Raw genomic sequence first — 26,021 nt, 5'->3', positions numbered from 1 at the left:
TTCGTTACTGTTACGTATACTGTGCCACCTGTTGATACTAGTAAATCTTTTCCTGTGATTGTTGCTTCCTTCGCATCTTTCGCTACCGTTGCGTTTCCTAATTCTTTTCCTTCTGTTGATGCATCATATACTTTTACAATATCACCTTCAGTTACTTCACTCACTGTGATTGTATCCACATCTCCAGCTTTATTGTTCGCTACTTTTACTGTATCCACCGCTGGTGCCACTGTTATTTGTGATTCATATTTCACCGCTGTACGAGCACTTTCTAGCTCATTTTCACTTTGTACACTTACATACACTGTGCCACCTGTTACTTTTAAAAGATCTTTCCCTAAAATTGTTGCTTCTGTTTTTCCTTCCGCTACTGCTTCTGAGGCTGCGATTGCTGCTCCACCTTTTGATGCTTCATATACACGGACAATGTCACCCTTTTTCAATTTTGACACTGTAATTGCATCTGCATTTCCAACTTTACTATTTACTACTGTGATTTTTTCTACTGCTGGTGCCACCGTTGTTGGCTCTGCCCCATACTTCACTGTGACTCTCTTACTCTCATCTTTATTCGGTTTCGTTACTGTTACGTATACTGTGCCGCCTGTTGGTATTAGTAAATCTTTTCCTGTGATTGTTGCTTCTTTTTTGCCCTCAGCCACAGCAGCTGAAGTTGCTTTCAAGTTTCCTCCTGTTGATGCATCGTATATTTTTACAATATCCCCTGGAGCCAACTCACTTACTGTAATTGCATCTTCATCCCCAGCTTTATTATTTAATACTTTTACTGTATCCACCGGTGGTGCCACTGTTACTTCCGATTCATATTTCATCGCTGTACGTGTACTTTCTAATTCATTTTCACTTTGTACACTTACGTACACTGTACCACCTGTTGCTTTTAGTAAATCTGTTTTTGTAATTGTAACTTCTACTTTACCTTCTGCTACCGCCTCTGATGTTGCAATTGCTTCTCCACCTTTAGACGCTTCGTACACTCTCACAATGTCGCCTTTTTTCAATTCTGACACTGTAATCGTGTCAGTTGCACCTTTTTTATTATTTATAATTTTCGCCTTTTCTACCGAAAGTGTTGCTGTTTTTACTGATGTAACCTCAGCTGCAACAGCAGTAATTGATGGATATGTAGCAGAGACTAGTAATGCTGAACTTACACAAACGCTCGCTAAAAACTTTGAATTTTTACTTTTCATTCTCATAATCCTCCCAAAGATTATTTTTCTATTATTTTATTCCTTATAATTTAATATCCCTATTAAAGGATATTTTTATATTAACAGATTATATTATCGTACTTTTTTTAAAAATATGCTAGTGAATTTTTTTAAAACTTGTTATATCTCTTAATATTACGTAATATAGAATGAGTAACATAAAATATTTAACGAAAGTAACACAATCTACTAAAAAATATTGAAAATTAAATAACATTAGAATAGCATCAACAGCAGCAATTTAAATAAACACAATGTAGACTTTTCAAATGTGACTTTCCAAATAAAAATGCGAATTTGGCGCGAGAGATGAGCGATTTTTAAAAGCTTAAACTTTCAACTGAATTTGCACTAACTATAGTTTTGCAGGCTAATCAAATCCAGCATATAGTTTCCACCTTATTACAATCTTATAACCTTTAAAACTATTTAAATAGCCTCATAAAAAATAAAAAACCGAATACACATAATCCTTTTCTTTAATCATGTTAAACAGTTCGGATAATTGCTCTAGATCTGTGGACGTAGAAGAATCTTCATATGGATTGTTATGAATTATAACTTTAGGATACATAATTTTTTAGATTATGAAGAACATACTTTTTTCTTATTTCTTTATGGTTATTTAAAATTCAAATTATTAATTCGAGTTACACTAAGCATATTTTTACAAAATACCTTTTCCTTTTATCATAGTGATTCCACACAAAACAAAAGGGAAATACATATAAACTATGTATCTCCCTTTTATTTTGTACCCAAATTTTATTACTGCGTTACAGTCATAACCTGCCCACTACGATCAACCATAATTTTCATTTTACCATCTTGTGCGTTATATAACCCTAATTTATGCAAATCTTGTTTACATTCTTTTACAAAGAAAGGCAATGTGCGAATTTGATCGATATCAGAACTCGTAATGAAATGAATTAAATGATGTGTCATTTCTTTTATATCATGAACAAGTTCTTCCTTTTCTCGCTTTAACCTTTCATTTTCAGCTCGTAATACATGTAATTCGCCTTCGAGACCACGAGTATTCTTTTCATCTTTTGAACGCTCTGCAGCCATGCTAGAAAGCTTATAGATTCCTTCCATGAACTGATGTAGTTCATGCTCTTTTCTTTCACTACACTGACTAATCGTTTCAAAATTATCAACAATACCAGATATAACTGTTACAAGATTTTTTTCGTTCTCTATATTTTGAACTTCTTTTCTTAATTCTTTCTTGTTTTCTGTTTTCATCTCAACAATTGGTTCTTTTACAGGCGTATATTTTCGCTTTCGTCCTGGTTTTTGTTTTTCAATATTTTCAAACGGCATTTCACATTTTTTTAATTTGTAATACGTATTTTGTAATTGACTTTCTGTTTTCGGAAAAATATTTAGTTCGTTTTTACTAACGTATTTTGAAATATTAATAATGTTTAAACCGTGACGTTGGCAAAATTGATACACTTCATACAGTAACTCTAGCTCAGACTTCAGCCATGTAATCGCTGATTTTTCATATGCTCGCATCCCGCCATGTTTTTCTATATCTATTTGAAATAATACCATTCTATTATGTAAATCAACTAGTTCTTCATATTTTACTTGGAATTGTTTTTCTATTTTTTTAAATTCCGCTTCTAGTTGCATATCGTTCATTTTATTATTTGACATGTTTTGTAAAAGACTTAATACATTGATTGCTGTGTGGTGATACATAATCTGTCTCACTCCCCCTCATCCTTTCACAATTCTCATTTGACTCCCATGTCTTCTCAGAAAATAGCAATTTTTACATATCCATATTATAACATTTCGAAATTATCTGTCAAATATTAAACATACAAAAATGTATAGAAAGTATAGAAATAGAAAAATTATTTTTAATTAATATGTATAATTACATATTAATTATATTATATGGTATTTAAAATATATTTTCACCGAAAAAATTTGCATTACTACGAAACCTTACTAGCATAATCCAAACATACGCTCTCTTATATTTTTAAATAAACAAGCCCGCTATATATTCATTAAACGAATTGAAAATCTCAAAATAGAGACTATTCATACAGCCACTAACACTCCAGAAATGTTTGACCTTTCTACCTGTACAGCAGAGTATAGAATGCAAAAAAGGAACTAGCCAGTACTACTTACACATGGCTAGTTCCCTCCTTCCTACTAAAAAAATAGAGTTGTATATCAGTTCTTCAAACCCTCAATCAAAGGCTCTTTTCTTCTACTGACCTAAAACCACTCCATATATCTGGTCTCACATCGCATAGGGCTCTATTAGGCACTGACCGCTCTACGCATGGTTAGAGCTTCTATTCCAGCTAAAAAAAGCTTTTCAAAACGTTTTTTACAGCACTAACTTATCAACTAAACCAATTAACTCTTGAATATCTGGCTTACTTACTTGAGCATTTGCTCCTACAGCTTCGCCTTTATGGAATAATTCATTTGTAATTAATGAAGAGAAAATAATGACTGGTAAACGATTCATTACTTCACTATCCTTAACAACTTTCGTTAAATGATGTCCGTCCATTTTCGGCATTTCAATATCCGTAATTAGCAAGTGAATATGTTCAAACATTTTTTCCCCTTGCTCTTTCGCTAATTTTTCAATTTGTGCTAACGCTTCTGCACCATTGCTGAAGAAGTTCATTTTCGTATATCCAGCTGATGATAATGTTTCTTCTAATATTTGGCGAAGCATTGCTGAATCTTCTGCAATATAAATCACTTTTTCAGCTCGATCTGTTTTCTGTTCTAACCCTGCAAGTGATTTATTGTCATAACCAGTACCACTAATTTCACATACAATTTTTTCATAATCTAATAGCAAAATGATTTGCCCATCTAGCTTTACAATACCAGATGTCGTTTCTTCTAGTCCCATAGACAATGAAGCTGGTTCATCAATTTGTTCCCACGAAATACGTTGAATACGATGCACTTCATCCACGCGGAAAATAACTTTCATTTGATTTAATTCAGAGATAATAAATTTCGTTTGATCAAGTGGCTTTGTCGATTTTAAATTAAGAGCTGTCGCTAAGTTAATAACAGGTAAAATTTCACCACGTACTTGTACAACACCTTCAACTGCATGATGAGATTCTGGCACAGTTGTAACAGGGAATGGATTAATGATTTCACGTACTTTCATTACGTTAATACTAAATAGGTTTTCACCAACAGTATATGTAACAATCTCTAATTCATTTGTTCCGCTTTCTAATAAAATACTTTGTGCTTGTGACATAAAGGTGTCGCTCCCCTTCCATTAATTCCGTATATCTAATTATTAAGCTTTATTAAACCGAAAAAGTCAACTACCTATATAAAAAATATAGATAGTTGAACGATTTATTTTAAAAGACGCTTAATCTTGTATAAACGAAGCAAGTGCCTCTAATAACACTTCTTGCGCTCCTACAATTTCTGTCGGCATTGCTTCCCACTTTTTCGAAAGCTCCGTTTCTACTCTTATTCTTAGCTCAGAATCCATTTCTTCTAGCACATATTCTTTCGTCGCTATATCAACATCAAGTAGCGCAAGTGCATATAATTCTGGATCATTTATTTTTTTAAATAATTGTTTCAATATAGCTGGTGCTATATGTTTTAATTTTTCAATATGAATTTCCTTATCCGAAAATAGTAACTCATATTGAATAAATGTAACATTTTCTTTAATCACTTTAAAATAGCAATTATTTTTTTTATCATTTACAAAATAACCGTTCGGATCTGCAATAATACTCTCTACTTTACGAATTAAATCCGGCAAACTACTCGCCGCCATTACAGTCCGCTGCTCAACCTCACTCGGCGAAATGAATGTAACGCGATACTTATTCTGCGCCATCCTCCTCACCTCTCCTTTTTCTAAAATCTATCCTCACAAACTCTCCGAAAGGCACTGGTCTGCCATAAAACGATTAACCATCCCAGTAACCTTTCATAGATCCATTTTTGCAACTACACTTCGCTTCCATCTTCTTCAACTACCCTAGTAACTCTCCATATCTCTGGTCTTAAACACCGGCCGAGACTCTATTAGGCACTGACCGCTACCACACTCCGCCAGGCCCTCTCTCAAAATCTAAAAAAGAGTTTTAAGATTTTTTTAATAACTCGATGTTATTGAACCAAAATGCAATCTGCTGATCCGTTATCCCTGATAGTGTAATAAAAAACTCACGGCATTTCATCTCGTCCTTAAACAGTTGATACTTCCATTCTCCTTCGCTACCAACACTTACAAAATAAAACTCATGAATACGGCCAATGATCGATTGCTTTTCACCAAATGAATATGCAGGTACTTGCTTAATTTCAAATTGATCCGGTAAATATATATGCTCTTCTCGTTCCATTTTTAACACTTGCTCTGCAAGTTCACGTTTATTTTCGAAAAAAGGCAATTGTAAAATTCGTTCTTGTCTTGTCATACGAATAGAAAACCCTTTCTACTACATTACAAATTTTCTTTATTATATATTATCGAATTAAGTTTACAACTTCATTTAATACTTCATCTGACACTTTAATTACTTTCGCATTTCCTTGGAAGCCGCGTTGATAAAGCATTAAATCAACGAATTCTACAGATAAATCTACGTTTGAACTTTCTTTTGCTGACCCTCGTACATTCCCTGCACCATTCTCACCAGCAACACCTACCCCTGGAATACCCGCTGATGGTGTCGCAACATAATTTCCATTCCCAGTTTTCATTAATCCACCTGAATTCGGGAATGTAGCTACAGCTAGTTGTCCTACAACTTTCATACTACCATCCGAATATTTCATCATAACGAAACCACCGTCTGAAATAGAATAGTCATTTGCAATTGCAGCTGGGCGCCCCGTTACTTCTGTGGTAGAAATAGTTTTCCCTGTCGGATAATTTGTTAATCCGCTTAAATCAAGTGTTAAACCACCACCAAAAGGAATTTGAACAGATCCACCTTTAGTAATTTCACCAGTTACTGGATCTTTTTGTACAGCCTCATCTGTCTCCTTTAAATTTCCTAATGTATCAAATTTAAGATTTTTTTCGCCCGTCATGCCTTCGACAGGCTTAAATTCTTTTTCGTTTTTAGAATCATTCCTTACAGAAACTGTATATGTATATTCGCCTGGCACTGGCTTTTCAACTTCTTTACCATCTACAGTCTCTTTTGTAGTCTTTTGTTTAATATTTACACGCAACGTTAACGAGTTCCCTTCCGCATCAAAAACTGTGAATTCGTGAGATAATGCATTTTGGTTTCTAGGAAGGTTTCCGCCTATTGTCGCTTTATCTGTTTGAATCCCACCAACAGCTGATCCCATTGGAATATGAATTGGGCTTGGTCGTGAAGAAAAATCTACTTCTTGTGTTCCTGTTTTTACACCATAACCCAGTACATACTGTCCACCTGTATTTGTAACATAGCTATCTTTCGATACACTAAAAGAGCCTTTTCTCGTATACTCTACATTTCCAGCATTACGATCACCAACTAAAAACAAACCGTTTCCTTCTATCGCTGTCTCCATCTTATCACTAGTTAAAGTAATAGAACCATCACTAAAATCTGTAGATGTCCCACTGAACTTTACACCGTTACCAATACTCTTTGGATTCGTACCAGCATAGGCACCATCACCACGTGAACCAACCGTATTATTATATAGCAAATCATCAAAAATAGCCTTTTGCTTTTTATATCCAACTGTTTGTGCATTTGCAATATTATTTGAAGTAACACTTAATGCATTTTGTGCTGCATTCATCCCTGTAATACTTGTATATAACGCTTTAATCATAACCTTTGTACACTCCTTTTATTAATCTGGCTTAACCTCTTCATTTTTTTCTATATCATCTTTCTTCTCATCTTCCGGATTAGTTTCTGTTATCGGTTTATCAGAAACTCTTTCTATGAAACGAAGTGAGACAACTTGATTATCAACAATAAGTTGCACATCGTTATTTTCAGCAAGTCGAACTGTTTCCACTTGACCAGTCACTTGCTTTCCATTATTGCTAACACCTCTAACGTACTTTCCTAAAAACTTCATCCCTCCATCAAGAGCCGTCGAATACATCGTTGATTGCAGTTTATCTACTGCTTTCGTCATATTCTGTACTTGCTCCATAAGCGATAGCTGTGCTGTTTGGTTCATCATTTGGTTCATATCCATCGCATTAAACGGGTCTTGATGTTGAAAGCTTGCTAAGAAAAGTTTCAGGAAATCATCTTTATCCATAATACCGGGTGTTTTTTGAGTACTTGCTGATACTCCGTTTGCTTGTTGAGCTGTCGACTGTGCACCAGTAACAGATGCGTTTTTTGTTTGTGCTCCTGCTTGTAACGGAATATGATTTGTACTCGTTGTATTTAATCCAACTGTTGGCACACTTTATTCCTCCAATAATCCCGCAAATTCTTTTGCATGTTGTTTTTCATGTTTCGTACTTGCTAATTTTTGTTTTTGTCTTTGCTCTTGTTCTCGCTGTTCTTTTCGATTTTCATCTTTATCTGAATAGCTAATTTGAATATTGATTTCTTTTTCTTTTAACTTCAGTCTCAATTCATCAAAAATGATTTCAACACGTTTTTTCGCATCGTGTTTTTCCATTTCCACATGAACATCAATTTGATCTCCATGTTTTTTCATAAACACTGTTAATGTACCAAGTTTTTCTGGATTTAATTGGAACAAAACACGTTCTTGTTTCACTACAAACTTTTGCAGTGCTTCTACTTGTGCTTCCATTTTCTTTCCTAAGTCAGGCAATGAAACTTTCTCAGCGCCACTATTGGATTTTCCTACTTGGTCGGTACTCGTTGCTTTATTTAATAACTCCGCACCCGCAGAACTTGCATCGTTGAATACATCACCTTCTGGCAACTCTATCTTTACATCATCGCTCTCAGCTTTCGGAAGATCTCCATCTAATTCTTTGGACTCTTCTTGTTTCTTTGCAATATTACAAGTTTCTGTTTCTACCACTTTCAATACTTGCATCGTTTGCTCTGGCATCGTCACTTTATCTAACACCATTTGCATTGTATCTTCTAAACATATAGCATTTTTGATATTCATATTTGAAAGAAGCTCTTGTAACTGTTGTAATTCAGCTGCAGGTAATTCGTTAAGTTTTATATTTCCATATTCTTTATACAGCTCTTGTATTTTTTGTATGTATTGATATAACAATTCTGGCTGCACACGTAATTGTTCAATTGCAACCATTTGCTCAGATACAGCTAATAACAACTGTTCTGTCTCTTTTTTTTCTTCTTTCTTTACAATTGGCTCTTCTTTCGTTACTGCTTGTTTAGAAAGAATATATTCTTTTTTTTCTTCTTTTGGTGCTTCTTCTTGTTTCATTTTCTCCGTTTTCGGCTGCTTTTTATTTCCCATTCTCATCGTACGATCGAATGAAGAATCTTCACTTTTTGATTGTACTTCTAGCCCTTTTTCTTTTTGCGGAGGTAAACTTTGTTGCACCGGTAATACAGACTGTATCACTATATTCACCTCATCCATTCATACACATTTTCAAATCAAGAAGCATTTTTTCTTCCTGCTTTTCTCGTACTTTAGCAAGCTTTCTACAACCTTCTTGATACATCTCATCAATGACACGTTCTTTTTCTTTTACTTGTTCTAAAAGGCTTTCATTTTTTTGAATAAAATCTTCCGTTTTTTTAATTTTCCGATTCCATTCTTCTATTCTTTCAGGTGAAAACGTATGTGAGGAAAGCATACCAGCCATTATACGTTGCCCAGTTTGTACGACTTTACTACGCGATTTTACTACATATAAATCATATTCTTTTTTTTGTTCTATTTTTCTTTTTTCAGCTGTTAATTCATACACTTCTTTCAAAATCTGTTCTTTTTCTTGATTTATTTGCAATTTTATCGTGTCGTACTGCTGCTTATCCACCTGTTTTCATAGCCCCTTCCTATTATAACGCTCTCTTTTTCTATTATATAGTTTTTTTCCAAAAAAATCTGTGAAATATTAAAAAACAAAAAAATAAGACCTCTTGGGCAGAGGTCTTATACGATATGGTGCATCGCTTCAACAATATCATCAAATTGGAAACTATCAGATCGACCTTGTTTTAAAAACGTATTTATACCTTCTACTTTGTTTTTACATTCAAAAATATAAGCATTTTCTGCATTTTCTTGAATCGTCCCTAATTTAAAATACAATTCATTTTCTTTATAAACAGATAAGATTTTTCTCATTTCATTTGCAAGTTGCCAATGGTTAGATGACACGATTTCTTCCATAATCCTACTTACTGAATCTAACACTGAAATGGCAGGGTAATGACTGAGCGTTGCAAGTTCACGCTTTAATACAATATGCCCATCTAAAATACCACGAGCTAAATCTGGTACAGGTCCGTTTAAATCATCCCCATCGACGAGTACTGTATATATACCTGTTATAGATCCCTTTTGTGTTTTCCCAGAGCGCTCTAACAGCTTCTTCATATAACTTTCCATTAAGAGTGTTTTACCACCGATTGGCAACTCTTTAACAGCAATATCAACACTTCTACGCGCATCAGCAAAACGAGTAACAGAGTCCATCATAAGTAGTACATTATTACCTTGATCACGGAAATATTCAGCAATAGATGTCGCAAGCTTCGCTGCACGAAGTTGCATTAGGTGACTTTCATCTGACGTCGCTACAACAACGACGCTTTTCTTCATACCTTCCTCACCCAATTCTTTTCGAATAAAGTCCTTTACTTCTCGGCCACGCTCTCCCACTAAACTAATAACGTTTATATCAGCTTTTGCATTTTTAGCAATCATTCCGAGTAAAGTAGATTTACCAACACCTGATCCAGCAAAAATACCAATCTTTTGACCGATACCAATTGTTAGCATAGAATCAATAGATTTAATTCCCGTTTCAAATACGTCAGTAATCTCTTCACGTTCAAATGCATGAATAGGCGGAGCATCTAACTTTATTTTTTGCAATGGCATGTTTTCAGCGTTCTCATTTAACACTTCACCATTTGCGCTTAACACTTTTCCCAGCAAATGATTACCACGAGGTATAACAACATCTTCTGCAATTAATGTAACTGAATCTCCGTAACATACTTTTTCTGTCTGTTCAAATGGGAGTAACATATTGTTTTCTTTTTCAATTGCAATTACTTCACATAAGACGCTATGTTCTCCAACGAGGCAAACATCACCGATTTTCGCCTTTGGTCCTTTCGCTACGAAAAACTGCTCTTGCACACTATGAACTTTACCGACTTTCGTATAAAACGGTGTTTCAATAAATGTATTCCACTTTTGGTTTTCATTCATTAACAGTCGATTCATACATTTTGCTCCTCAAACAACTTCTCTTCTTCCCATTTCTGGCGAAGTTTCGCGAATATAGGTGCAAATTTAAATTCAAAGAACTCTTTCTCTTCTTCTAGAACAAATTCACCGAACTGTAAGGAGAAATCATATTTCCATTCTACTAATTGTAGCAACCAATATTCTTTCGTATTTTCCTTCTCTTCTTGAATACGTTCAAATGTTTCGGGATGTACGGTAATGACTAACTTTTCAAACGAAGTAGGCAACGTTTGAACGATGCCAGTTAAAATAGGTAACACGTCAAGCAATCTAGCATCTACTGCTTGATTCACAATTTTTTCTGCTAGTTGAAAAGACTGATCCCATAATAATTCTGTCCATTCATATGCTGTTTCTTGTTGTTCCTTTTGAAACTGTATATGTGCCGATTCTATCTCTTTCATTTGCTGCTGAACATGCATTTGAAATTGTTCTTGATCATGTAATAACTGCTGACGTTCTCGTTCTAACATTTGTTGTTCTTGCCTTAGTTGATTCAGTTCAGTATGTAATGATTGTTGCTGTGCAAGAAGCTCTTCATGGTCCACCTGTATTTCTTCTTCTACTTGAACTGGTATTGGTTTTGGAAATTGTAATTCATACGTTTCTTCAGAAAAAGAAACAGAATTCTTCGGAATTCTGTTTTTAAATAAGGACATCATCTTCACCTCTTTGAACGATAATTCTTCCTTCCTTCTCTAGCTTTTTCACTGTGCCTGTAATCGTTTGCTGTGCCTTTTCAGCATCCGTCATCTTAAGCGGTCCTAAGCCATCTAATTCTTCTAGAATCATCTCTTTACGGTTTGAAGACATACATGTAAATAATTTCTCTTTAATTTCTTCTTTTGCAATTTTAAGTGCTTTCGCAATAACACCGTTATCTGTAATTTCTTCTAATACACGACGAAGTGCAAGATCTTCAAGTCCGAGTAAGTCTTCAAATACAAACATGTTTTCTTTAATTTTCTCAGATAACTCATAATCCATTTCATCCAGCTTTTGAAAGACTGTTTTTTCAACACCTCGTGAAACATTATTCAAAATGTTTACTATTGTTTTCAAACCATCTGTTTTATTAATTGCATTAAATGCCATATTATTTAATTTTGATTTTAATAAATCACCAATTTGATTTATTAATTCACCATCAACTTGCTCTAGCTTCGCAATCCCCATTACCGTTTCTACTCGCTTATGATCTGGTAATCTCTCAATTAATTGAGAAGCAAGCTGCGGTTTAATATAAGAAGCGATAATCGCAATCGTTTGTGGTGATTCATCATTAAGTACAGTAAGAAGTGGCTCTAAATCTGTAAGTGAATTTAAGAATTCAAACGGATTATCTTTGTTATACCAAAGATCTTCCAATAATTTTTCTAGTTCGTCTTCTGGCATATTTTTAAATATGCGACGAATATATTCTTTATCCGGAGTCACTAGGTTTAATTCTTTTACATTTAATTCATACAAGAACTCCCCTAATACATTTTCTAACGTTTCCGGTTTATATACACGAAACTTCGCGATTTCACGAAGTAATACTTCTTTTTCCTCAGCCGTCATATATTCAATGACTTTTGCTGCCACCCCTTCTTCTAATGTACGAATAAGGATGGCAGCTTTTTCTTTGGAGGAGATTTCATCTAACATTGTTGTTCCTCCCTTACTGTCCATTTAACCATTTTTTAATTACTTTTGCAGTTCCTTCTACATGTTCTTTCGTAGCATCATGCACTTGTTCATCTAACGTTGGTTCTTTCGGTTCTTCTGGTTCTGGTTTTGGCTCTGGTACTATTTTTTCTTCAGGAATTTCCATAATACTTTCATTGCTTGCAGCAATTTCCTCTTCTGCTAAGTATTCTTCATATTCCTCTTCTTCTTTCTTTCTCTTACGTCTTGCTAATAAGAACCATACTAGACCACCAATCGCTAATAAACCAGCTGGAATTCCACCGAATAACCACCAGTTTATACCGCTTTCTTCTGGTTCTTTCTTCTTCTCTTCTTTCGGCTGATCAAACTGAACAGTTACAACGTTAACTTGACCGTTTGTAAAGTTTCCATTCGGATCAGCTTGAAGCCCAGCAGCTGTGCCGATTGCTTCTTTGAAAGTAGTCATATCCATTTTTCGTTTTACTAACGTATCGTTGTCTACCCATACTACAACATTTGTTTTCGTTAATTCTGGGTGTTTCTTAATCGTTTCAACCGTTTTATCTATTTCATAGTTTTCAATTTTGTTACCATTTTTATTATCATAGACGATTTTACCATTTTGATTATTGTTCGTACCGTAATTTGGCACTTCACCGTTCGCTGTAATACCAGCACCTTGTTTTGTCTCTGCTCCTTCTTGCGCAGTAGAGCTTTCTTCTTGCTCTTGTTTACTACGAAGTACACCTTTATCACCATATTTTTCTGACTGGCGTGTAACTTCATCATAGTTTACAGATACTTTCGTATTCACTTTATATTCATTCGGTTTAAACATCGTCATTAATGTTGCGTCAATATCTTGCTTTAATTTACCTTCAATTTGATGTTGCATCTCTACTTCTTTTTCATAAGAAGAGGAACTAGTAGAATGCGCTTCATCTGCTCCTTTTGAGATAATACCTTTTTTGCTATCAATCACGCTTACTTCTTCTGCTTTCACGCCAGGAACTGCAGCACTAATCATTTGCTGTATACCCGCAACTTGATCAGCAGTTAATAATTGACCACGCTTCACTCCAACCGTAATCGCAGCTGTTCCTTTTGCTTTTTCTTCATCAAAAATTGTCTCTTTTTCAGGCAATGTAATTTGAACATTTGCCGTTTCAACTGTCGCAAAGTTTCTTACAATATCTTGCTCCAATTGCTTTTTCGTACCGACAATTTGCTTCATTTTTTTATCTTGCTCACTTGAACCGAGCGAGCTTTCTAATAAAATTTCCTCACCACTTTTAGAATTAAACGGTAAGCCCATCCCATTCATTTCTTTTCGAACCCATGGAGCATCATTTTTTTGCACACGAATCGATCCATCGGCCGCTAACTGATAATCGACACCTAACTTTGATAATTCTGCTGTAATCTCTTGCTTATCTGCATCATTTAAATTTTGATATACAACAACATATTTATCTGGCAAGGTGAAGTATAAAAGTGCTCCTGTTACAATCGCTAAAAGCGCAGCACCGATTACTAACTTATGCCACGTTTTTAACGATTGGATAACATTTTTCATCTTTTCCATTTAAACACACCTGTCCACTTTCCTAAATTTGCATATTAATTAGTGACTTATAATTTTCAATAAGATTATCACGTACGAGAGCAGCCGTTTTCATTTGAGATTCAGCCTTCTTCTGCTGAATTAAAACGTCATGCGTTTCTCCTACCCCTTTAGTTAGTAAATCATATACTGCTGTTTGCGCATTGTTTTGCGTTTGATTCATATCTTCCAATAAATCAATAAACTTTTTCCCTTCAACTACAGATGTTTGAGAAGTTTTCGGTGCACCAATTGACTGAATTGCTCCAAATGGTTGCGTATTTAGCATTGGTTGAATTTTCATATTACTATATTCCCCCTTATCCTCGGCCGATTTCTAAATCTTTATCAAGCATTTTTTTATTCGCATTTAATACACTTGTATTCGCTTCATACATTTTTTGGGCAACCATTACATTCGTCATTTCAGCAGTCACATCAACATTCGGATAACGTACATATCCTTCTTCATTTGCATGTGGATGTGTTGGGTCATACACTAAGTTTTCAGTTTTATCTGCTTCAATACTTTTTATTTTTACCCCATTAGTAGGAGACCCCTCTAACATATTTGCAAAACTATTGTTTGATTCTAGCACTACACTACGACGCTCATATAAATTTGCCCCCGGAGCAGCCGTTGTATTTGCATTTACAATATTGTTAGAAGTAACTTCCATCCACTTTCTGGCTGTCGTTAGTCCTGAGCCACTTGCATTAATTGCCTGAAACATCATTGTCTCTCCTTCTACTTTTAACGTCCGCGTGCCGCTTGGTTAATTGCATATTGTGTATTAATCGCGTTAATTGAAATACCGTATAACTGATTTGCTTTCATTAAATCTAGCATTTCTGTCGTTACATCCACACTATTTCCATCTTTATTCGTTTGCATTGATTTTGTTTGAATCTTTGCATATGTATTTTTCGTATTTACTGTCGGTAAGTGCATTTCATTCGTTTGATATAAATCTGGATTGCTCTTTAAGTCTGCAACATTGTTCTTATATAATGCACTACTTTTATTCATTTGCTCAGCAAATGTCACATCTTGTGCTTTATAGCCAGGTGTATTCGCATTTGCAATATTACTAGAAACAGTATTTCGTTTCGTCACTAAATAATTCATATAATGGCCTACATCACTCACTAAATCTGGCATATTCCACACCCTTTCTTTTCTAATTTAATAATCCACTGATGGAAGTTTCACTTCATTATTTACTTTCTTATATGTGTTTATTAAAATATTAACAATCATGTACCCTTACATATTTTATTCCATTTTCCCATTGTTGTCTTTAGAAAAATACAAAAATATAAAAAAGAATACAAAAAACTGTATACACGCAATAATCTATGAGACATTTTAATATATGATCTACAAACCAAAGTCCATTTTTACATTTTTTAGATTACTACTACTTTTTCATTACAGTCATAAAATGAAACCTCAATCAGCGGAAGTCTTTATTTAAACAAAGGAATGGATCCCCTCTTAAAAGGGGAATCCGTTTCTAAACTCTATCACTAAAATTTACCGTAAAATGAATTAGCTTTCATGCGCCCATCATTTGTCATAATCATTTCTTCCAAAATCTTTTGCTTATCTCGAATATGCTGTGCCGCCTTAATAATAAAGGGGCTTACTTCTGCTGCAACTTGCGCACGCGTTTCCTCATCCAATGTCATCATCCAGCGATTTAACATCTCACTCTTCTCAGCAAACTCTCCATCTGACACTTGCAATTCACCGATTTCATTAAAACAGCCGACAAACGTCCGATAAATATCATTGTTCATTTTCAAGTGCCCCACGGTAACCGTCTATTAAATCTTGTAACACTTTCACAATCGCATCCATGTCTTTTGCTTCACGTGTTACTTTCATCGTTTGAATTTGAATGCTAATCCAATCGTATAAACCATATAAACTATCATATAAATCTTTTGTAATCTCAGGGTTTAATTGAAGCTTTAATTCTTCAAAAATACGTTCTAACTTTTCAAGAAGTGCATCTCCTTCTTGTAGTTTAAAAGTATGTAAAAGTTCTTCTAAATTACGAAACTCTACAATACATCTTTCATAAATAAAAATTGTATTTTTAATCGGATTACTCGTCATAATATCATTTTGCATATAACGTTGCCACGCTTGCATACGATCACTTCCTTAGCTTTCATTAATCATCACTTTTTTGTTTTGTCATTGCTTTAATTGTTTTTAATTGGCTATCAAGCGCCGCTAATGTACTTTCTAGTTTTTGATATTTTTTTACAATATCCTCTTGTTTTTGCTTATTTTGAATATCAATATCATTGATTTTAAGATCTAGTTTCCCCACACGGTCATCTATAATTTTTATTCTTTCTCCTATGATTCCTACTTCACCGAATATCTTATTAAATTGGGTATCTATTTGTTTTCCAAGACCATCTGCACTAAAAAAGAATTGTTTTGCCGCATCCGGGTTCTCTTTCAAAGCATTTGTTAATTTTGCTTCATCAACTTGTAATGTTCCCTCTTTTGTCACCTGAATACCATACGAAAACAAATAATTTCCATCTTGTGAGAATGTTACAATATTATTCATAATTCTTCTAATATCACCCATAATATTTTGGCCTTGAAGCGCTCCATTTTTCCCAGCAAATAATTCTACTGTAGATACCGCTTGATTATAATTGCTAACCATTTTTTTTATAAGTTCATTCGCTTCCTTTACATTTGAATCTTCTATTGTAAATTTAACGCTCTTTCCTACTTCAGATTTATCTAGTTGAATTTTAACACCTGGAAGAGTTTCTATTGTATTTGACTCTCCATGCTCTTCAACTCCGTTAATTACATAAGTTGAATTTTTAGCCTTTTCTATTTCATTAAGTGTACCATCCGTTTTTATAAATCCCATCTTTTCTAAAAGTTGACCGCTATCTTCTAACTTAATAGCTCCCTTTTCACCCATTTTTGAAGAAGAAAAGAATATCTTATTTCCAAGAGAATATGCCGAAACTCCATAATTCCCACCATTAATTTTATTTATTAATTGACGGTATGTAGTATCCTTTGTAATTACAATATCCTGATTGTTAATCTTTATTGTTTCTTCCATACCAATTTTAGCATCTAAATCCGTTATCTTTTCACTTGAAATCTGATGACGTTGAGCTAATTCTTTGACTTCAATATTAAAGGTTCCTGCAATTGCTGAAGCATCTGCTGTCACACTAATATATCCTTCTTGAGAGAGTGTTACTTTCTTTTCATTCCCTTTAAAACTAGATAAATCTTTAATTGTTTGTGTGAGAGAACTAAATTCTTTTTTTAAACTTGCATATAATAATTTTTCTTGTGTAAGTTGTTCCTTTTCATTATTGTAAGGCGTTTTCTTCATATCCAATGCGTGTAATTCTAATTCGACTAACTTCGAAGTATCTATTATATTATTACCTAGGTTCCAAATTTGTTGTCTATCACCAATACCTGTCAATGTAACCGCCATCAACTAACACTCCTTTTTTTACATATAATCTAAAATACTCGTTTTACTCATCGTACTAACAGCTTTCAGCGTCGCTTCGTATGTTGCATTTATATACGCTAAATCAGAAATTGCTACCGCTAAGTCAACATCTTCAATTTCTTTACGGTTTTCTTGAAGCGCTAAATTTTGCTCGCTTAAAATTGTTTTAAATGTCTCCATTGTGTTCATCGTTGAACCAACTTCAGTTGTACGATTAATAACGCCATCTAAGTTTTTCTTATTTTCTACTGATAACGGTTGTAATGATTTTTGATCACCGTTTTGCATCGCTTCACTCATCTGTTTTAACGTTTTTATTACTGGGGATAATAATGCTTCTCCGTTACGGAACACTTTTAATTCATAACCGTCATTTAGTTGCCAGTTTACATCATTTTTTCCACCTTGGTATGTACCATCTTCTGTAAATGGCAGTTTCTCTGCACTATCACCACCGAAAATATAACGACCTTGCTCTTCCGTATTCGCTAAATATACAACTTGTTTTAAAATTTGATCAATCTCTGCACCGATGGCCTTCAATTCTTTTTCACCATTTTGCTCACTTAATGCCTGCACCATTAATTGATCTACTCTCGTTAAGGATTTCAAAACACCTTGTAAAGTATTTGCAGTTTGTGTTAATACATTTTTCGAATCCGCTATATCTTTTTGCATTTGCTCCATATTCGCCAATGAATGTTGAATCGCAAATGATTTACTTGCTGCTAGTGGATCTTCACTCATAAGAAGGTTTTTCTTCCCTGAAGTTACTTGATTTCGGTGGTATTGTTGTTGCACATTCAAATCCATTAACTGATTCTTTGCCCAGCTTGCATTTTGAAATGTAGATACTCTCATTTCTATCTCCTCCTTATATATTTCCAATCAATTACTATCATTTATCGAATAATCGAAAATAGACTATCAAACACTTCATTCATCGTAGTAATAGCTTTAGAGTTTGCAACGAAATATTTTTGGAAGGCCATTAAATTAACCATTTCCTCTTCCATATTAACGCCTTCAACACCCATCTTTTCTTGCTGAATCCCCTCTAATAAATCTCCATGAATTTTTTGATAAGCATTCACTGCACTTTTATCAGATGCAACACCAACTACGAATTGGTCTAATGCTTGTTTATAAGAAAGACCTTCTTTATAATTCCCATCTGTAATTGCTGCTAGTTTATTTGCTGTTTCAGCTGATATTTTCATTTTCGAAACATCTTTTGCAAATTCAGGGTTTAATTTCATATCTTTCGCTTGATCTCCAACGAAGAAATCTTTCCCCATTACTGTGTTCACTTCATTCTTTACAGAACTCATTAGTTCTTCAAGGTTTTTCTTATAACTAGCAATCTTCGCTTTTGTATCGATCGCTGACTGGATTGCTCCACTAGTTAAAGGAATTTCCGAACCGTAAATTTCAGCAGTCATTGGTTCTTTTTCTTTATTTAATTGAAGTGGATATGTATCTTGTCCATTTACTGTTAAAACACCATTCATTCTAACACTCGCGATATTAGGATTCATAGATTCATAAGACACTTCTATATTTGCATACTTAGACATTTCTGTAATGATACGATCACGTTCATCTAAAAGTTGATTCGGCACTTGTGTACCTGCTTGTCCAATTTTTTTATTCGCTTCCGCTAAACTACCAGCAAGACGATTAAATTCATTGACATGCGCTTCAATATCTTCTGTCGTTTGTGCTTCTGCTGTATCTAAGCCTTTCGCTAGACGATTTACTTGACTTGTAAACTTACCAGTTTCAGAAATTAATGTATCGTAGTAATTTGGTTGTTCTGGATTTTTTGCAACTTCACGAAAGGCATTAAAGAAGCCATCCATTAAACTAGATAATGAATTCTTTCCTGTCGTTCCAACCATAGATTCTACACGTGATAAAGTCGAATTCATGTAGTTATAGTATGAGAGTTGGGATAATTGATCGTTAAACTGTTTCGTCTTCACTTCATCTGTAATACGGTCAACACCTAACGTTTGTACACCGTAACCTATTTTTTGTTCCGGTGAATAGCCCTGACTTGCTCCAGCCGATCCGTAATTCACCATTTGACGCACATAACCAGGCGTATGAATGTTTGATAAATTTTGTTTCGTCGTTTGTAATCCCATTTGTGCCGCTAACAAACCCGATAGCGGCGTATTATAATCAGATAATCTCATAATGTTTCACTTCCCCTTTACAATAGTTCGTTCATAAAGATTTGTGAATTATTGTTTCGCTCTAAATTATATTCAGAAACGGAATCCACAATACTTTCTGTAGTTTTTAATAGTACGTTTAAGTAATATTGATTTTTTAAAAGAATCATTTTTACATTCTCTTCTAATTCAGCTGCATTTTTTTGTAATTCTTCCATTTTTTCAATTTCTTCGTTAGAAAAATACGAAAATAACGCACTTACGCGAAATGATTCCACTCCTTGTTCTTTACAAAACTGAATAACCATTTCTTCAAATGAACTTGATAACTTTTTTAAACCATCAATGTACTGCAATTGCTCTACTTGTAACTTTTGAACTGCATTTACATTTTTCTGCTTCAAATTCTCATATATTTGTTCACCGAGCGTTTGAATGTTTTCATATGCTTTTTGAATAATAACGAGCTTTTCATATAATTGTATGTACATATAGCTTCCTTCCCTTTTACAAGACTAAATTTACAATTAAACCGTGGATTTCTCCAATCTGATTTAACATTTCTAAATGTCCCGTTTTCGTATTAATTAAATTCATAACATCTTCTAACTCATTTAATCCCATTTCCGCCTGTTTCACAATCGTCATTTTCTGTGAATATCCGTAACGCGGATGACGAGACATAACATCTTTATATTGCAATACATTATCTACGTAAAAATTCAAAAATGATTTTACTGTATTTTTGTATTCCATTACATTATCAAGCGTTAATTCCATTTCAATTTTCTCTTTAATTTCTCCAATGTTATCGACAAATGCTTCCATTTGTTCTAGCAATTTATCTTTTTTCGGATCTGCATGCAAATTATCCGAAAATGCAAGTCCTGTCCTGACATTTGCTTCTTTCGGCATTTGAGTAGCAGGCGGTATATGCGATAAAATTGGATTATGCGAGATCGAACGCAGCATATATATCACCTATTTATTTTTTTATTTCTTCCTAAACTTAATCGTAAAATCCAGTTATTTATAATTATACTCTGAACACTAATATTTTGCAGTTATTTTTTATAAAAGATATGTTACAATTTAGCATGAGGTGGCACAAATCTATGAATATTTTTCTTTGTGGTTCAAATCAATTAACAGCATTAGATCAGGAAGAAATAAAAAAATTTTTAACTGACTATGCTCACAAACATAAAATTTACATATTATGTTATAAATCTATTGAAAATGAGATTCTTCGTTTTTTCATCGAAAACGAAAGACTCGCTCAAAATTTATGCCTTTACACGCTACAGCCGTTACAAGCATTAACAGATGAATTTCAAGAGGTCGTTGATTACTTAAAAAGACACGGAGCGGAGTATGTCGCTTTTGATCATCCTTCCGACTCCATTTACCGATCAGATTATATGTTTTTTGTAAAACAAATAATCGAAGATACCGATTTAGTACTCTGTTTTTATAATGGGGACAAGCATACATCTGTCATTCCCGTTGACATTGCAAAAGATGCAGGAATTGATGCTGTTATTTATGATTTACCAGGTTTACATGAAAAACAGATGAAAAAAAACTTTGAACAAAAAATCCGTATGATGTAAAGGGGGAGGCACAATATCGTTATTGTGCCTATTATAAATATGATAATTGAACAAGATTATGATCATTTTATCGCGAGTTTTAAACAACAATTCAATATGGATATCGCTTCATATAAACAAGATAGAATGCGTCGTAGAATCGATGCTTTTATTTCGAGAAAGGGCTTTGTGAACTACACTAGTTTTCTAAGTAATTTACGTACCGATCAAAATTTATTTTTAAGTTTTATCGACTATATTACCATTAACGTTTCGGAGTTTTTTAGAAATAAAGAACGTTGGCAAACGTTAGAAACGAAAGCACTACCAAAATTACTCGAACAAAATAACGGAAAATTAAAAGTATGGAGTGCCGCTTGCGCTGCTGGTGAGGAACCATATACACTCTCTTTAATTTTATCGAAACATTTAGCTCCATTTCGTTTTGAAATACAAGCAACAGATCTTGATTTTCACATTTTAGAAACTGCAAAACGCGGTCAATATACAGAACGTTCTTTAAAAGAATTACCTACCGATTTGAAAGAACGTCATTTCACAAAAGAGAATGATATATATTCATTACATCAAAACATTAAGCAAAACGTCACGTTCAAACAACATGACCTGTTAATGCAGTCGTTCGATACAAATTACGATTTAATTATTTGTCGCAACGTGATGATATACTTTACTGAAGAAGCAAGGGTAAAACTTTATGAAAAATTTAGTCGCGCTTTACGAAAAGGCGGCGTATTATTTGTTGGTAGTACTGAACAAATTTTAACACCTGAACGTTATAATCTTCAGCGATTTGATACATTCTTTTACGAAAAAATATAAAAGAGGTCGTCACAATGTAAAGTGACGACCTTTTTATATAACTCGAATTAAAATAATAGCAACAATCCATACAAAGAGAAAAAGAAACGTCATAGACCATTTATGTTCTTGCATCGTATGTTTCAAAGCCTGTGATAATTGTGTCATATTCATTTCTGCAAGTGCTCTCCATACGCTTACATCCCGCTCTTTAGCAGTGCGATCTGTAACGCTAATTAAAATGGTTTCGTTAGACAATTTCGTTATATAAGCAGTAATAACCGTTACCATTAAATTTATATTTCCTTCTGACGAATCACTTTCTACTCTAGAAATAAGTGCACTTACATCTAATAACGGAATATGTACCTTTCTACCAAATGATAGTTGTACTTCTGCGAAATCATACGTTCCATCTAACAAAGGAAGTTCCTTTATATGCGCTTGCTTAACAAGTCCTTGCAAGCTTCTCATTACTTGTTCAAATATTTTATCTGTTTGCTTTCCTTCTCCAGATAACGTATGTAACTTTTTAAAGAGTTGCAATACTGTATCCATCTCTTTAGAAAGCATTTCCTTCATAACCTTTCCATCACCTAAACTTGCAAGCAAAATACCTATTTCATTATTTTTCGTAATAATTTTAGACTGTCCAGTAAACACTAAATTACTACGCTTTCGTTCTTTCTGAATTTCATGTTCCGAAATAGCTGCAGGCTGTTTTAATGGTTGTAGCGTCTTATCTTCAATTGTCGTACGTTTAATTTCCATTTAAGCGCCTCCACTACTATAAAATACTTAGCCCCATTCTTTATTACTCTTTAAAACTAAAAATAGTACGAATAAACCTGACATGATAGTAAATACATTAGAAGCTTCTATTCCCTGTTCACTTTTTGCTTCTTTCTTCTCTTCTGGCTCTTCTTTTTTCTCTTTCTTTTTAGAAACGACCTGATTGTTATTTTTATTATCTTTATCTTTTTGAGCCTTCGCTTTATTTACTTCCTTGTTTTCTGTGAGAGGCTCTTTTATAAAATAAGTAATTTTTTCTTTCTCTTTCAATGGTTCTTTTATAAGATTGTTTACTTTCTCTTCTTTTTTTGGGATTTGAACAACTGGCGGTTTTTCTTCCAGAAGCGGGATTTCTACTTTCGAGTCTTCCTGCTTCTCAGTTTCTTTCTCATCCGTTTCTTTCTTATCCTCTAATTTATCTTCATTCTCTCGTTCTTCTATCTTTTTATCATCTTCTGTTTTTTGCTCCAAAACAGAAACGATATACTCACTTTCCTCAACCAGTTTATTGCCGGCCGCATCCACTATCTCTACAAGTAATTCGTATGAGCCAATTGGCAACGCATCCGTTATTTCAAATACTTTTTGCCAATCCATGTCGCGCTTATTGTAATCTAATAAAAATGTAATCTCTTTATTTTCTTTCCCTTTTAATGTAACACGAACTTCTTTCACAACTGATTCTACGTCTGTCGCCTTCACTCGCACACGTATAGAATCGCCTTGTTTCCGTTCAATTAGCTTCTCTTTCGCCTCGTCAACAGTAACTTTATGCAACTTCGGCAGCTCTTTATCTATTGTTGGCGTGTCATTATTTATACGAATAAATGGGACTTTCACTTCATTTTCTATAAGCTCTTCTTTCTCAGTTTCTTTAGAACTTTGAATGAGCTGAAGATTCCAATCACCTTGCAAATCAAAAGTTTCGACCTTGTAGTTAGCAATCCATCGCTTCGTTTCCTCTTCATACTTAAACGATAGCATTCTTTCTTGTTCATACTGATCGCCGTTTTTTGGCAAGCGCAAAATACCTTTTATACTTTGAACATTTTGCTCTTTCGGCTCTACAATAACCCGCACTTCTTCGCCAACTTTTAATTCTGGCTTATTTACTGTAATAACCCCTTGATCCGTCTCTATCTTTTTTTCGACCTCTTGTTCATTTGCTACTTCTTGTTGTTCCTCTTTACCTTGATTCACTTCCACTTGCTCTGGCCGCTCTTGCACTTCTTTGTTTTCTTCTTGCATATTCACTTCATTTATTTTTTGAGCTGGCTCAATTTGTTCTTCCGCCTGACTTTGCAGAGGGACGAACAGACACATATGTATGAATAACCAGCTCATTAGAAAAAACTTTACGTTTTTCATCTACTAACTCAAACTCCTATTTCAACGACTTATAGCGATTTCGTCACTTTTACTCCGAAAAATCCATCTACATTTACAAGTTCACCATACGCCACTAATACATCATTTACATAAATACGAATTGGTTCGTCAATATCCTCATCTAGTACAACTGCTTCATTCTCTTGTAAACTTAAAATATCTTGAATTGTTTTCACTGTGCTTCCAAATACAAATTTCACGTTCATCTCTACATTTTGTAGGATGGATGTGTCCATGTATACTGGTTCCATTTGTTTTACTTCTTTAAATTCAATAGGTTGCACAACAGGTTCTACAATTTTTTCTTCTTCAATTTCTTCCGTAACAATCTCTTCTTCCTCTTCCACCATTGGATATAGAAGTCTTCTTACCATTTCTTTCGCTTCTGAAATCGGTAAAATTTGATACATTTTCGATTGAAGCAGGTCGCCAATTTCAAGGTTGAACGTAATTTGAACGAGTTCGTCCACTTTCATTGACTCTCCCAAATATTCCATTTCTTCTTTTAAGGTTACAAATTTAACATTTGGCGGTGTCATGTCCATTTTTTCTTGAAACATCTCTGACATCGCCGTCGCAGCATGCCCCATCATTTGGTTCATGATTTCTTTAATACCGCTCAGTTCTAATTCACTAAGCTCCTTCTCTGGATCAACTTCACCTGTTCCCATCATCATTAAATCTACCATTGTTAAAGCGACATCTTTCGTAAATACGAATACATTCTCATTCTTTAGTCCTTCAACAAAATCAACATTTAAAATAACAAACGGGACTGGTACTCCGTCATAATGACGAACATTGATTGATTCTACATTGGGCGTACTAATTGTAACTGGCTGATTTAAAAGTGTTGATAATACTGTTGAAGCGGAACCAATTGAAATATTTGCAATTTCACCAAGGACATCTTTCTCTTCTTGTGTTAAATGCTCTTTTTCAATTTGTTCTTCTACAATCTCCGTTTCCACTACTTCTGCTGGCTCGTCTTTTTCTTCTACTCCACCAGATAATTGCATTAATTTATTTACCATTTGTTTCGCATGTTCAACTGAAACAATTTGCACAAGTTTAGAGTTTACAAGATTATCTATCTTTAAATCAAACGATACTTTAACAATCGTTTGATTCCCATCAATCTCAGAAATTTTCTCCATTTCTTCTGATAACTTTACAACTTTAATTGTCGGCGGAGACATATCTACTGTATCTTGAAAGAATTCTGACATAGATGTAGCTGCGAACCCCATCATTTGATTCATCGCTTCTTGTACAGCACTTAGCTCTAATTCACCAAGTTCTTTTCCGTCTTCCACTTCACCTGTTCCCATCATCATTAAATCAGCAATGGATAATGCAACATCTTGCTTAAGGACAAGAAGGTTTTCCATATCTAATCCTTTTGTAAAATGAATGTTTAATACAACGTGTGGAACTTCGACGTCGCTTGAATCATATAAATCTACCAATTCTATGCGAGGAGCAGTAATGCTTACTTGCCTATTTAAGATTGTTGATAGTACAGTCGAAGCTGAACCAAATGATATATTTGCAATTTCGCCAAGAATATCGCATTCTTGAGGCGTTAAATGCTCATTTTCTTTTTCTAGCACAATTGTGCTCGTATCCCCTTTTGTGTGTTGCTCAGGCATTTTCTCTGCCTCCTCATTTCTGTTTTTCTATCAAATGATATAAACTCTCATTTTATTTTAACAAACTTATTATATAAAACGTTAATATGTATTTATTCCCATTTTTAGATTAGTAACGATTAACCAAAAAGCTCCCCAATTGTATACAAGTGGGGAGCTTTCCTTCATTCC

At 34.2% G+C, this 26,021-nt stretch carries 27 protein-coding genes and 1 pseudogene; 2 read left to right on the top strand and 26 right to left on the bottom strand.

The features are described from left to right. From DN390_RS31260 to DN390_RS21365, 23 genes and pseudogenes are all read right to left on the bottom strand, one after another. Positions 1–1,214: pseudogene (locus tag DN390_RS31260) on the bottom strand (hypothetical protein); the annotation flags it as partial. A 789-nt stretch (positions 1,215–2,003) separates the two neighbouring features. Beyond that, positions 2,004–2,951, bottom strand: coding sequence for a DNA-binding domain-containing protein (locus DN390_RS21470; protein WP_147808376.1), 948 nt, complete (start codon positions 2,949–2,951; stop codon positions 2,004–2,006). A gap of 649 nt (positions 2,952–3,600) precedes the next feature. Continuing rightward, positions 3,601–4,509, bottom strand: a complete 909-nt coding sequence (locus DN390_RS21465; protein WP_000075958.1) for a chemotaxis protein — start codon at positions 4,507–4,509, stop codon at positions 3,601–3,603. A 120-nt stretch (positions 4,510–4,629) separates the two neighbouring features. Next, the gene (locus DN390_RS21460) at positions 4,630–5,115 is read right to left on the bottom strand and encodes a hypothetical protein (RefSeq protein WP_000068318.1); all 486 of its coding nucleotides are present in this window, start codon (positions 5,113–5,115) and stop codon (positions 4,630–4,632) included. A gap of 250 nt (positions 5,116–5,365) precedes the next feature. Continuing rightward, on the bottom strand, positions 5,366–5,701 hold the full coding sequence (locus tag DN390_RS21455; protein WP_147808375.1) for a DUF3964 family protein: 336 nt from the start codon (positions 5,699–5,701) through the stop codon (positions 5,366–5,368). A 49-nt stretch (positions 5,702–5,750) separates the two neighbouring features. Beyond that, a complete protein-coding gene (flgE, locus tag DN390_RS21450; protein WP_147808374.1) occupies positions 5,751–7,064 on the bottom strand; it encodes a flagellar hook protein FlgE in 1,314 nt (437 codons plus the stop codon). A gap of 21 nt (positions 7,065–7,085) precedes the next feature. Continuing rightward, on the bottom strand, positions 7,086–7,658 hold the full coding sequence (locus DN390_RS21445; RefSeq protein ID WP_001143481.1) for a flagellar hook assembly protein FlgD: 573 nt from the start codon (positions 7,656–7,658) through the stop codon (positions 7,086–7,088). 3 nt (positions 7,659–7,661) lie between these two features. Further along, positions 7,662–8,777 carry a flagellar hook-length control protein FliK gene (locus DN390_RS21440; protein ID WP_147808373.1) on the bottom strand — a complete coding sequence of 372 codons (1,116 nt, stop codon included), beginning with the start codon at positions 8,775–8,777 and terminating at the stop codon, positions 7,662–7,664. 10 nt (positions 8,778–8,787) lie between these two features. Then, positions 8,788–9,198 carry a cytoplasmic protein gene (locus tag DN390_RS21435; protein WP_070168636.1) on the bottom strand — a complete coding sequence of 137 codons (411 nt, stop codon included), beginning with the start codon at positions 9,196–9,198 and terminating at the stop codon, positions 8,788–8,790. Positions 9,199–9,314: 116 nt separating this feature from the next. Further along, positions 9,315–10,619: a flagellar protein export ATPase FliI gene (gene fliI / locus DN390_RS21430; RefSeq protein ID WP_097949030.1), complete on the bottom strand. Its 1,305-nt coding sequence runs from the start codon at positions 10,617–10,619 to the stop codon at positions 9,315–9,317. After that, positions 10,616–11,302: a FliH/SctL family protein gene (locus DN390_RS21425; RefSeq protein WP_147808372.1), complete on the bottom strand. Its 687-nt coding sequence runs from the start codon at positions 11,300–11,302 to the stop codon at positions 10,616–10,618. The genes fliI and DN390_RS21425 overlap by 4 nt, the downstream gene beginning before the upstream one ends. After that, on the bottom strand, positions 11,289–12,293 hold the full coding sequence (locus DN390_RS21420) for a flagellar motor switch protein FliG (RefSeq protein ID WP_000883361.1): 1,005 nt from the start codon (positions 12,291–12,293) through the stop codon (positions 11,289–11,291). The genes DN390_RS21425 and DN390_RS21420 overlap by 14 nt, the downstream gene beginning before the upstream one ends. A 13-nt stretch (positions 12,294–12,306) precedes the next feature. Then, complete coding sequence (locus DN390_RS21415) at positions 12,307–13,881, bottom strand: flagellar M-ring protein FliF C-terminal domain-containing protein (RefSeq protein WP_060630283.1); 1,575 nt, start codon at positions 13,879–13,881, stop codon at positions 12,307–12,309. 22 nt (positions 13,882–13,903) lie between these two features. Continuing rightward, a complete protein-coding gene (gene fliE / locus DN390_RS21410) occupies positions 13,904–14,203 on the bottom strand; it encodes a flagellar hook-basal body complex protein FliE (protein WP_000701682.1) in 300 nt (99 codons plus the stop codon). 16 nt (positions 14,204–14,219) lie between these two features. Further along, positions 14,220–14,633: a flagellar basal body rod protein FlgC gene (gene flgC, locus DN390_RS21405; RefSeq protein ID WP_064449886.1), complete on the bottom strand. Its 414-nt coding sequence runs from the start codon at positions 14,631–14,633 to the stop codon at positions 14,220–14,222. 20 nt (positions 14,634–14,653) lie between these two features. Continuing rightward, a complete protein-coding gene (flgB, locus tag DN390_RS21400; RefSeq protein WP_001113103.1) occupies positions 14,654–15,061 on the bottom strand; it encodes a flagellar basal body rod protein FlgB in 408 nt (135 codons plus the stop codon). A 368-nt stretch (positions 15,062–15,429) separates the two neighbouring features. After that, complete coding sequence (locus DN390_RS21395) at positions 15,430–15,702, bottom strand: hypothetical protein (protein ID WP_001058080.1); 273 nt, start codon at positions 15,700–15,702, stop codon at positions 15,430–15,432. Further along, the gene (locus DN390_RS21390) at positions 15,692–16,060 is read right to left on the bottom strand and encodes a flagellar export chaperone FliS (protein WP_001149518.1); all 369 of its coding nucleotides are present in this window, start codon (positions 16,058–16,060) and stop codon (positions 15,692–15,694) included. Before DN390_RS21390 ends, DN390_RS21395 begins: the two co-directional genes overlap by 11 nt. Positions 16,061–16,082: 22 nt before the next feature. Further along, positions 16,083–17,402: a flagellar hook-associated protein 2 gene (locus DN390_RS21385; RefSeq protein WP_064449887.1), complete on the bottom strand. Its 1,320-nt coding sequence runs from the start codon at positions 17,400–17,402 to the stop codon at positions 16,083–16,085. Between the two features lie 18 nt (positions 17,403–17,420). Next, positions 17,421–18,284: a flagellar hook-associated protein 3 gene (locus DN390_RS21380; protein ID WP_098191026.1), complete on the bottom strand. Its 864-nt coding sequence runs from the start codon at positions 18,282–18,284 to the stop codon at positions 17,421–17,423. Positions 18,285–18,325: 41 nt separating this feature from the next. Continuing rightward, positions 18,326–19,624: a flagellar hook-associated protein FlgK gene (gene flgK, locus DN390_RS21375; RefSeq protein ID WP_147808371.1), complete on the bottom strand. Its 1,299-nt coding sequence runs from the start codon at positions 19,622–19,624 to the stop codon at positions 18,326–18,328. A 17-nt stretch (positions 19,625–19,641) separates the two neighbouring features. Beyond that, positions 19,642–20,094 carry a hypothetical protein gene (locus tag DN390_RS21370; RefSeq protein ID WP_147808370.1) on the bottom strand — a complete coding sequence of 151 codons (453 nt, stop codon included), beginning with the start codon at positions 20,092–20,094 and terminating at the stop codon, positions 19,642–19,644. 16 nt (positions 20,095–20,110) lie between these two features. Then, positions 20,111–20,575 (bottom strand): YaaR family protein, encoded by a 465-nt coding sequence (locus DN390_RS21365; protein ID WP_000946323.1) that lies wholly within the window; start codon positions 20,573–20,575, stop codon positions 20,111–20,113. A gap of 143 nt (positions 20,576–20,718) precedes the next feature. Here DN390_RS21365 and DN390_RS21360 point away from each other — a divergent pair, with 143 nt between their 5' ends. Next, positions 20,719–21,216 carry a flagellar motor switch protein FliG gene (locus DN390_RS21360; protein WP_098198521.1) on the top strand — a complete coding sequence of 166 codons (498 nt, stop codon included), beginning with the start codon at positions 20,719–20,721 and terminating at the stop codon, positions 21,214–21,216. A 39-nt stretch (positions 21,217–21,255) separates the two neighbouring features. Beyond that, positions 21,256–22,038 carry a protein-glutamate O-methyltransferase CheR gene (cheR, locus tag DN390_RS21355; protein WP_141439066.1) on the top strand — a complete coding sequence of 261 codons (783 nt, stop codon included), beginning with the start codon at positions 21,256–21,258 and terminating at the stop codon, positions 22,036–22,038. Between the two features lie 33 nt (positions 22,039–22,071). On the opposite strand, the gene DN390_RS21350 is transcribed toward cheR, so the two are convergent. Genes DN390_RS21350 through DN390_RS21340 form a run of 3 tightly spaced genes read right to left on the bottom strand, consistent with a single transcriptional unit; the run spans position 22,072 to position 25,850 of the window. Beyond that, positions 22,072–22,788, bottom strand: a complete 717-nt coding sequence (locus DN390_RS21350) for a hypothetical protein (protein WP_060630275.1) — start codon at positions 22,786–22,788, stop codon at positions 22,072–22,074. A 27-nt stretch (positions 22,789–22,815) separates the two neighbouring features. Further along, entirely contained in the window at positions 22,816–24,177 is a 1,362-nt protein-coding gene (locus tag DN390_RS21345) for a transglycosylase (RefSeq protein WP_147808369.1), read from the bottom strand. Between the two features lie 29 nt (positions 24,178–24,206). Continuing rightward, on the bottom strand, positions 24,207–25,850 hold the full coding sequence (locus DN390_RS21340) for a flagellar motor switch protein (protein ID WP_147808368.1): 1,644 nt from the start codon (positions 25,848–25,850) through the stop codon (positions 24,207–24,209). Positions 25,851–26,021 lie beyond the last annotated feature (171 nt).

The organism is Bacillus sp. SH7-1 (genome assembly GCF_008042405.1).
In the GTDB taxonomy this organism is placed as follows: domain Bacteria; phylum Bacillota; class Bacilli; order Bacillales; family Bacillaceae_G; genus Bacillus_A; species Bacillus_A thuringiensis_N.
The sequence above is the reverse complement of the archived record's forward strand: the minus strand, read 5'-3'. Positions and strand labels throughout refer to the sequence as shown.